Origin of the sequence: Bifidobacterium sp. ESL0745, from assembly GCF_029433335.1 — a bacterium.
Taxonomy (GTDB): domain Bacteria; phylum Actinomycetota; class Actinomycetes; order Actinomycetales; family Bifidobacteriaceae; genus Bifidobacterium.
Map to the genome: position 1 here is coordinate 1 of NZ_JAQTHX010000001.1, position 10,132 is coordinate 10,132.

Sequence of the window (10,132 nt, forward strand, 5' to 3'; positions counted from 1 at the left end):
GATCCTTCCGATCCTTCCGATCCTTCCGATCCTTCCGATCCTTCCGATCCTTCCGATCCTTCCGATCCTTCCGATCCGGCTAATCCTGCAGATCCGGCCGCCCCAGACAATCCCGCCGATCCAGATCCCGCCGATCCGACCGATCCTTCCGATCCCGACCCGACTGGCCCCACGAATCCCTCCAATCCATCTCAGCCAGTCGACCCCGGCACCCCGTCAATGCCCGGAACTCCGTCTGAACCGTCCAATCCGAGTACGCCTGAGAGTCCTTCCACTCCCGGTACCCCGAGCACTCCGTCAACACCTGGAAATACCGGCACGCCTACCGCTCCTGGAACATCTGGAACATCTGCCGGCTCCGGCACCGAAACCACATCCAATGCCACAGGCACAACAAATGCTTCAGTCGGATCCCATGGCCACAAGAAGCCCAGCCTTGCAGGGACATCAGCAGCTTCTAGCGAACACGGTGATTCCGATGCCTCCACGGCATCCGGCACACAGTCTGCGTCTTCTGCCGCACGTTCAGCTACAGCGCTTGCCGACGCAGCCGGCACGAACGCCGCACAACCCGGCATGACCGTTCCCGCGGCACGGCACACAAGCAACGGACGCCCGGCCGTAACCGCGGCTCCACGCTTGCCCGGAGGCGCCGACCGCGTCCTCGGCATGGTTCCTGCGCCACAGCCCAAGACCAAGCGCACGCCGAACTGTGAACCGATCAACTTCACCATCGGCAGCGCCAGCCCGGCAGCTTACTCTTGCAGTGGGTTCGAATCACAAGCCTCCGCAGCCGCGCCCAACGCCAGCAAGCAAATGCCCACATGGATAGTCCTGACCCTGTTCATGATCACCATGTTCTTCCTTGTCGCCGTCAAACGCAGCAAGAAGGAACTGCTCATCTCCCACCACCGCGGAGAAGACAACAGGAACTAGCAACAGGCCAGAGTGAGGGCCGGATCGCAACAATTTGATTGCGGTCCGGTCCTCACTCATATTCAGCCACTTCACAAAGAAACCCCTAGGCAGCTAAAGCCTGAAACCGAAGAACAAACAACCCGAACTTCACCCGTGCCTTTACTGAGTTTTGTCGTGAGAATAACCATGCTCGGCTTCGACAGCTTCATCAACATTGCGACAAATGATGAATCTGATTAAATAAATTTGTCGAAATCATATAAAGATTGAATATTTTTATGATAATTATTATTATAATTTATTAACAACTAACTTTAATCGATACTCATCTAAATAGCTAAATTTTTAATACTTTATGATGATAAATTACATTACAATTTGCCATACATATGCAATTTGCAAGCGATCTTTCGCAGGGGGACATGGCAAATTGCATTGAAAAACACGCTTATAGACTCTGATATTTGGCGCTTTGAGGCACCGACGCCTACGCTGACACTCACGCCGAATCCGTCGCCCTCAAACCCACCAAGCACTCTTCCGTCGCCCTTGAAGCCACTGGGCACGTCTCCGACCGTCCCGTCGGCTACGCTGTCGAGCACGAACCCGGCAGCCGATCAGTCGGTCAAAACTCCAGAAACGACTGCGGCGGCACCTGGCACGCCAGAGCCGGCGACAACAGCAACGGCAACACCGAACGCAACGTGCACAACGCCCGGTTCACCGAAACCAGTAGCTGAACAACAATCGCAAACTCAGGCTTCTGCGCTGGCGCAGCTGGCCACGACCGGCAGCAGTGTCGCAGGCATCGCTCTGGCAGTCATCGCGCCGATCCTGCTGGCCGGCGCCACCGTCGGTCTGAGAAACGCCAATAGACAAAAGACCTAGCAATAAAGCATGATGCCGTTTTCGGCACATGAAACGTCGGAAGCCATATCATCCGCTTCACTACGAGAGGGCGGGCCACAACAATTCAATTGCGGCCCGTCCTCTTTACATTCATAAATCGGCAATCAGCAACCGCAGTTCCATCAACCAAGCCTTCGGCCATCGCCCCCGTACGCAAATCGTTCGAGTCGCAATCATTCGTCCAACCGTCGATGACAACGAGGAAAACGCTGCTAAAAATTTAACTTTTCTATGGGCAATCGTGTATTGCCCGCAATCTACGGCTCTTGACCAAACAATCACAACAGCCAGGTCACCACGATCTGTCTAATTAATCTCCAGTCGCCAGGATGGTGCGTAACCCGTACCCTAACCTGCATCTTCACTGAGTTTATGCTGTGAGAAATAACAGTCCATTTCGCCAAATTAATCGTCATTGCAGAAAATGAATATCACAATTATGCAATTTCATTTAATGTATTTAAATAAATATGGATATTTTACATTAATTTCTAACGTAATTAATTAATAAATGATATAGCTCGATAATCTTTTAAATGACAAGTTTTTTTAACCTTTTATGTGAAAAATTTAAGTTACGATTTATTAGACAGACGAAATTTTGCACGCAATCTTTTACAAAGGGAATATAGCAAAGTTACGTTTGCGGAACGTACCCGTAGAACTGGTATTCAGTGCTTTGAGATATTTGTCAGAAGGCCAGCAGTCAGGTATAAAGAAAGGACAAAAATGCACTTACTGCCCATTTCTCCCGGCAAAGCGTTCAAGCGTTTGGCAACCGTGGGAGTCACCATCACCGCTGCCGCGGCACTGCTGTTGCCGCTGTCCAGCGCCACCGCCGACGAGCCGAGCGCGCAAGACGGCTGCACCGTCGGCACCTCTACAATCGCCGAATGCTTCCCGGACCAGCACCTTGCAGCAGTCGTCGCAACCGCGGCGGGCGGCGGCGCCACGACTGCCTCACCATTCACGCAGCACATGGTCGACACCATAACAACGATTAGCCACTATAATGCAGGGGTTACCAGCCTTGAAGGAATCAACCTTCTCACCCATCTGACAGATCTAGAACTTGCAGATAGTAAAATCCACGATCTCTCACCGATCAGGACAATGACGCAACTCCAGAAGATTGATTTCTCAGGCTACGATCCCGGCACTAACCAATTTACCGACATTTCTGCGTTGACTAACCTCACTAACCTTACCTATATCGATCTGTCGCCAATTAGTCCCAGCTACACCCGAACCTCGGAGACCAACGCCATCATGGACTTGTCGCCGCTGAGAGGCCATACACAACTTGAGAACCTTTATCTACAAAATAACAGCATCAGGGATATCTCACCGCTTCACGGCATCATCGACAAACCCGGTCATCCAATCTACCTCCACTTGGACGGCAATGTAACGGTACTGCCCAAATCCAGATCATCAACCTCCACCAGCATCGAAACCGCAAAGGACTTAAACGGAGAATATATCACGCCCCTTGTGTTCTACCCAACTGATAAGGGCCACTATGATCCAAGCACGGGGCGAGTGACATGGACAGGGCTCGCTCCTGAGTCTACAGTCTCTCTGTACTACAAATCAGCTGATATAGCATGCGCCTGTACTCAGCCAAAAAATTTGGAAGGAAGAATCGAACAAACTCTTCCTAGAGTCGACGCCCCAACTCCTCCGGTGACAACGCCTCCGGTGACAACCCCTCCAAGCACTAATCCTCCGGTGACAACCCCTCCAAGCACGACGCCACCAAGCACGACGCCACCAAGCACGACTCCGCCGGTGACAACCCCTCCAAGCACAATCCCGCCGGTGACAACCCCTCCAAGCACTAATCCTCCGACCACGACACCGTCTGAGAACCCGCCGAGCACCAACCCGCCGGCCACACCTCCGAGCTGCAATCCGCCGAGCGCTAACCCACCAAACTCGTCGACTACCACGCCGACATCCACGCTTCCGGAATGCAACCCGCCGAGCACTCAGTCAGACAAGGCCCCCGGCACACCTACGGCAACACCAAACGCAACGACCGCAACGACTGACTCGCCAAAGCAAGCAGCCGATCAACAGCCGCAAGCCCAGGCATCCGCACCGACGCAGCTGGCCACAACCGGCAGCAATGTCGAAGGCATCGCTCTGGCGGTTATCGCATTGATTCTGTTGGCCTGCGCCGCCATCGGTTTGAAAAGCCTGAAACGGCACCAAGCCGAGCGATAGGCACGATGCGGCTTCCAGCGCATGAAACGTGTTGGGAGCCGCATTCCCGCTTCACAGTTAGGAGCCGTCTTTCGCTTTACAAGCTAAGAGCGATCGTTCCTAACGATTAAGCAACGCCCCGATTATCAAGCAACGAAAGTTGCATTCGATAATCGGGGCGTTGTCATATCTAAACCCACACCAGCCGCTTTTACATCTAAGCCGTCGGAGTAACCAAGAGGCAAACTCCCCCCTGTTGGTTTGCTCACAAACCCAAAAAATAAAAATCTATTGATTATCTATTGTTTGTTTACTTTTCCAGATAAAGAACCTAAATACATCCAAGATAACAATATCAAGTATTTATAATCATTATCTATCGATAATTTTTGCGGTAGTTTCCTTTTGCAGACATCTGTCAAAAAACGATAACTCAAGTTACACTGTAATCCAACAACGTAACTTCTACACGCTGCTTCTTTATGATTTGCGCGTTTGATTTTGCACATACAAACATAAAAACGTATTGCTCTCTACTGCACGGGTATCCAGCAGGAACAAACCGTAAGAGGCACAAAAGACCGAAAACGACCTAGAGGAAGGCCCAACTATGCCAAAAGTGCACAAAAGCACCTTCAAACACCTGGCGGCCATGGGAATTGCCGCCATCTCCGCAATGGTACTGCTTCTTCCGCTATCCAACGCCAACGCCGAAGAGCCCAGTGCACAAAGCACCTGTACCATCGGCACTTCGACTATCACCGACTGCTTCCCGGACGAAGGACTGCGCTTCGAAGTGATGAGCGCCATAGGTCATGCATCACCAACAGACACGCTGACGCAGGCAAAGGCAAACAGGGTAGTACAGATCAATATGCACAGCCCCAGCCTTGTCACGGACATCAGCGCGCTGCAATATTTCACCAATCTCACCTTTCTGAGGCTTAAAAGCGACGGATCCGCCAGTTCGTTCAGCGACATCACGCCGAACGGCTCCAGTCCCGAACTCATCCCAAACACCACACCGACGTTGGGAACAATCCCGACGCTGGGCACCACGCCTACGTTGACGTCTGACCCCCCGCGACCCTACATCCACTCCGACGTCGGGCGCGCAAACTCCGGCAACAGAATCGCAAAAGCAGCCGGCAACGCAACAAACACAGGACAAGGAACTGAGCCAGACGCAAGTCACGGTGCAAGGACAGCAGAAGCAGACACAAACGACCGAGCAGGCTCAAGCATCCGCGCAACAGCGAGCGCAAGTGGCCAAGCAGTCGCCAGAACAGACACAGGCGCAAGCGACCGAGCAGGCTCAGGAGCAGGCTTCAGGGCAAGCGAAGCTCGCAACGACCGGCAGCAGTATCACCGTCATCGTCGGCGTGCTTGCGATGACGCTGGTGTCCGGTCTGGCACTCGTAATCATCAACAAGCGCAGGGCCTCGGCTCAACACTAGTTCCAATGAGCACGTAGTACGTTCGAATAAAAGCGGCATCCCTGGATGAGCAAATCGCCCACAGGTACCGCTTTTCGCATTCCCAGCGCGCATTCTCGCCGACACCGCACGTTCGCCTCTTCGAACATATGATCACATATTGAAGTCGAAAATGCACATTCACAATTACCAAACGGATTTCGTCGTATCGATCCCGCCATACCTTCCAATTCGACGCCAGAGTCTTTCGCTATCGGAAAAATCAAAGCAAAAATGCCAAAATTTTTTAATCACCGTTCTTTTTACCTATCAGTAAATGGAATTGTTATACTACTCAGCAACTCAACTGAACATCAAACGTTCTAATAATCATTAAAATCATGTTGACCGTTTGTAGCGAGATAGACAAGAATACCGGTATATCAACAATTTCCTTACTAAAAATAATCAAAATCCGATAAACTCTCTCCGCAAACGTCAAATTCTTTTATTTTTTACTTTCCGGCATCAAAATCGACGAAAAAATACGCTAGAATCATAATTCATCTGCATCTTCACGACGGTTCACATACGACACGTCGCAAAGAATACGAATGAAAGTGTTGAATCATGAAAGAGATTCGTCAGGGGCTTTCCCATGTCAACCATGGAATCAAGCACGCCGTATATGTCATTATGTCTATTGTCCTGGCCATCTCGATGTTCATCGCGATGTCGGTCACTGACAGTCAAGCCTTTGCAGTGACCGTCACCTCGCAAAGTGGGAGTGGGAGCGGAAGTGCGCCCGCAAGTGGAAGCGGGAGCGGGAGTGCGTCTGCGAACGGAAGCGGGAGCGGAAGTGGATCCGCGAGCGCCAGTCCCTCAACAGGCAACGCAAATCCCCCTACTGATGCAAATCCCCCTACTGATGCAAATCACCCCACCAACGCAAATCCTCCTACGGACGCAAATCCACCTACGGACGCAAATCCACCTACGGACGCAAATCCACCCGCTGATACAAATCACCCCACCGATTCTCCCTCGAACCCGAATCCTCCCTCGAACCCGAATCCTCCCTCGAACGCGAAGCCCCCAATCGACGTCAATCCCCCAACCAACGACACCAAGCCTTCCGATAGTGCATGCATCGTCGGCAGCTCAACCATCGCCCAATGTTTCCCCGACCATAACCTCGCGGCCATGGTGGCAGAAATCACGACCGGCAGCGCCTCCAACACAGATCAAACATTCAGCAAATACAAAATCGAACAGGCCAGGATGATTCGATATGGCTCCGGCAAATCCATTACCAATCTCTCCGGCCTGCAATATCTCACCGATCTGACGTATCTCGACGTAAGCGGCAATCAGATCAGCGACATCACACCGATAAGCAACCTTACAAAGCTGACAACGCTGAACCTCAGCAACAACCGTATTAGCAACATAGCAGCCGTCAGCAACCTCACCAAACTCGAGACAATCGATTTGGACAACAACCAGATCAGCGACCTCACCCCGCTCGACAGGCTCGTCAATTTGGCCAGTTCTCGATTCGGCGGTGGCGAGATAAATCTCAAAACGCTGAATCTCAGTCATAACGAAATCAATAACCTAAGCCCGCTGAAACTTGATCCGGAAACCCGCAGCAACCTTACCGACCTTGATCTGAGCCAAAATAACATCACCGACGTAACACCATTGGCCAGTCTTTATGCTCTGGTAAACCTCAACCTCTCCAAAAACCACATCGTCAGTCTCCAACCATTCACAAGTACCGTCGACGATATCCCGCTCAGCAATGCCCAATCCTTGGATCTCAGCAACAACGACATCACCGATCCGCAGCCGCTGAAAGATCTCCATCACGCCGGCATCAACCTTGCGAACAACAACATCAGCGATTGCAGTGCCTTTAAAGACAAAGGAGACGGAGACCTCAATCTGCAAAACAACCGCATCAGCGACATCACGCCGCTTTACAGCCTGATCTATAATTCAACGAACTATATAAGCGCGACGATAACGCTGGACGGCAATCAGATTCTCGATGTCTCGCCGCTCAAAAATATCCCAGACGTCCATACCGTAAGTCTTAAGAACCAACACATCACATTGCCGGAACAAACCGTATCCGCAAAGCCCAAGACGCCAACGACGACAACGGTTCCTGCTGCACAATCCGAATCTGAACCTTCGCCGCAATCCGCAGCACCCACATTTGACCCTTCCTCCCTTTTGCGATCCGCGACTTCCAACGTCAGTCTGCCCACGGCCAAGACGAAGTGCGGCACGTACGTGGCCCCGAAGAACATCACCCCGGCCTCGGGAGTCTACAATCCAGACACCGGAACCGTGACCTGGAGCGATTTGGATAGTTCCGTACACGACGTTTCCCTCACTTTTGACACCACGATACCGTGCCCCTGCAGTGCCCCAGTCCAATACAATGGCAATGTCTCGCAGTTGTTGCGTTTCATAGTGCCGACGCCGACGCCGAATCCGAATCCGAATCCGAACCCGGAGCCCGGTCCCAGCCCTACGCCTACTCCAAGCCCAACGCCGACGCCAACGCCCGGTCCGACGCCGCCGAATCCGAGTCCGACGCCAACGAACCCGAATCCGTCACCAAATCCAGCGCCTGGCCCTTCTAACCCGAAACCCACGCCAATCACGCCACCCTCAACCCCAGGAAACGGCACAACCGTTCCCCCCACTTCGACGCAAAATCCAAGTGTGCCTACAAGCGCAGCTCCGAATCAGCCCACACCTCATCCGGTCCATGTCTCGGCACCTCCTTCAACACACCCAACGCCTATGGCTGCAAAGGCGCCTGAGCCAATACTGGCTGCCACCGGCGCCATCATCGACTATGCGGCCTGTGTCGGATTGGTTTTCCTTGCGGCCGGCATCATGATCGGCGTGAGCAAAAAGTCCCGGAAATCCGACCCATCGCCAACAAAAACCCTTTGAGCATAGGGCAGCGTCCGTTCTTCTCTGCCTGAAGAACCCTCGCAGCAACGTTCCATGCTCATTGATGTAACAAGAAGGTGCGGCAGCTATCTGTATAGCTGCCGCACCTTCAATTCACACAAGCAATGACAATGCTATTGTTCACTGAGATTACTGATCACTGCTCAATGCTTCTTCTCGCCTCTTCTTGGCCAGCACGAGATAAAGTCCCCAGAACAAGCAACGTGAACACCACCAACTCAGCCACCATTCCTGTCGGGCACGGCTTCCCATCTCGTGGAATTATCATGGTCGAACAGGACCCATCCCGACGCCAACAAATTGTACAGATCCGCATTGAGGCTGAAACCACGGGTTGGCGGTTTCTAGTGGTGGTTGCAACACCGTTGTCTAGTTGTCGGGTTCAGGGTATCGGATGCCTTGGAGGAGCGGTGTGATTTTTTCTGAGGGTGTCATCCATCCGAGGGTCTTTCTGGGCCTGTCGTTGAGTTCGCGGGCGACGGCGTCGAGGTAGTCCTCCGGGTATATGGAGAGGTCGGTGCCTTTGGGGAAGTACTGGCGCAGCAGGCCGTTGGTGTTCTCGTTGGTGCCGCGCTGCCAGGGCGAGTGCGGGTCGCAGAAGTAGACGTCCATGTCCAGGGCGGTCCTGATGCCGGCGTGGCGGGCCATCTCGCTGCCTTGGTCCCAGGTCAGGCTTTGGCGCAGGGGCCCGGGCAGGCCGGCCATCTTTTCGATGATGGCCTGCTGGACCTGGCCGGCGTCGTGGCCGTCGGGCAGGTGCAGGAGCACTGTGAACCGGGTGGTGCGCTCGACGAGGGTGCCGATGGCGCTCCTGTTGTATGCGCCGGTGATGAGGTCGCCCTCCCAGTGGCCGGGCACGGCGCGGTCGTCGGCCTCGGGCGGCCGTTCGGCGATCATGGCCATGGGGTCGCGGAAGCGTTTCGTCCGCCCGTCGGGCGTTCCCTGCGGCCTGCGTCCGGTGCGGCCCTGGCGCAGGGCCTGTTTCAGCCCGGCCCTGAGTTCGCCCTTGGCCTGGACGTAGATGGCCTGGTAGATGGTCTCGTGGCTTGCGCGCATGGTCCCATCATCCGGGTACGCCGTGACCAGCCGGCGGCTGATCTGCTCGGGGCTCCAGTGCCGCGAGAGGCCGTAGGAGACGGCCGCACGGAGCCTCGGGTCGGCGAGTATCCTGCGGGGTTTCGGCCGTCTGAGCCGTGCGGCGGCCTGCTGCTGGGCGCGGTAGGGCTCGTACAGGCCGCTGGCGGGGTTGGTGTTGCGGCGCATCTCGCGGCTCACCGTCGACGGCGGCCGGCCGATCGCGCGCGCTATGGCGCGCACGCCGTGGCCGAGGCGGCGCAGGTCGGCCATCCGGAGGCGCTCCTCCTGGCTCAAATACCGTCCGTTGATGGTCCTGGGCTGTTCCATGCCTTTACGGTAGCAGTCGACGCTCGGTCTCTCGTTGCGCCCGGTGCTCCTGGTGCGCCCGTTGCGCCAGACCTTGCCGGTGCGCTTGCTCACCCCGACCGTGCGGGCCGCCTGCGTGTAGTTCATGCCGTTGTTGACCAGCCGGATGTAATGGCCGCGCCTGGCCGCCAGCATCGTCTTGCGGTCCGGATAGCGTTTCCCGCCGTACTCGTATGCCGCCATGCGACACCCCGATTCACCTCAGGGCGTTGCAACGATCGCTAGAACCCGCCCTTATGAAG

6 protein-coding genes and 1 pseudogene are annotated in these 10,132 nt (G+C 54.4%); 5 read left to right on the forward strand and 2 right to left on the reverse strand.

The window, feature by feature from the left end; genetic code table 11:
- From PT275_RS00005 to PT275_RS00015, 3 genes and pseudogenes are all read left to right on the forward strand, one after another.
- Positions 1-936 (forward strand): annotated as a pseudogene (locus tag PT275_RS00005) (hypothetical protein); the annotation flags it as partial.
- A 417-nt stretch (positions 937-1,353) separates the two neighbouring features.
- Entirely contained in the window at positions 1,354-1,806 is a 453-nt protein-coding gene (locus tag PT275_RS00010) for a hypothetical protein (RefSeq protein WP_277151125.1), read from the forward strand.
- 582 nt (positions 1,807-2,388) lie between these two features.
- The gene (locus PT275_RS00015; protein ID WP_277151128.1) at positions 2,389-4,056 is read left to right on the forward strand and encodes a hypothetical protein; all 1,668 of its coding nucleotides are present in this window, start codon (positions 2,389-2,391) and stop codon (positions 4,054-4,056) included.
- Positions 4,057-4,848: 792 nt separating this feature from the next.
- Here PT275_RS00015 and PT275_RS00020 read toward each other — a convergent pair.
- A complete protein-coding gene (locus PT275_RS00020) occupies positions 4,849-5,091 on the reverse strand; it encodes a hypothetical protein (RefSeq protein WP_277151130.1) in 243 nt (80 codons plus the stop codon).
- A gap of 140 nt (positions 5,092-5,231) precedes the next feature.
- Between PT275_RS00020 and PT275_RS00025 the strand changes: the two genes are divergently transcribed.
- On the forward strand, positions 5,232-5,492 hold the full coding sequence (locus PT275_RS00025; RefSeq protein WP_277151132.1) for an LPXTG cell wall anchor domain-containing protein: 261 nt from the start codon (positions 5,232-5,234) through the stop codon (positions 5,490-5,492).
- A gap of 588 nt (positions 5,493-6,080) precedes the next feature.
- Positions 6,081-8,426, forward strand: coding sequence for a leucine-rich repeat domain-containing protein (locus PT275_RS00030; protein ID WP_277151134.1), 2,346 nt, complete (start codon positions 6,081-6,083; stop codon positions 8,424-8,426).
- 390 nt (positions 8,427-8,816) lie between these two features.
- Here the strand turns inward: PT275_RS00030 and PT275_RS00035 are convergent, their stop codons facing one another.
- Entirely contained in the window at positions 8,817-10,073 is a 1,257-nt protein-coding gene (locus PT275_RS00035; RefSeq protein ID WP_277151136.1) for an IS30 family transposase, read from the reverse strand.
- Positions 10,074-10,132: the final 59 nt, after the last annotated feature.

Coding starts and splice junctions, on each gene's coding strand:
- PT275_RS00035 (WP_277151136.1), bottom strand. CDS start 10,073: ATGGCGGCATACGAGTACGGCGGGAAACGCTATCCGGACCGCAAGACG.
- PT275_RS00030 (WP_277151134.1), top strand. CDS start 6,081: ATGAAAGAGATTCGTCAGGGGCTTTCCCATGTCAACCATGGAATCAAG.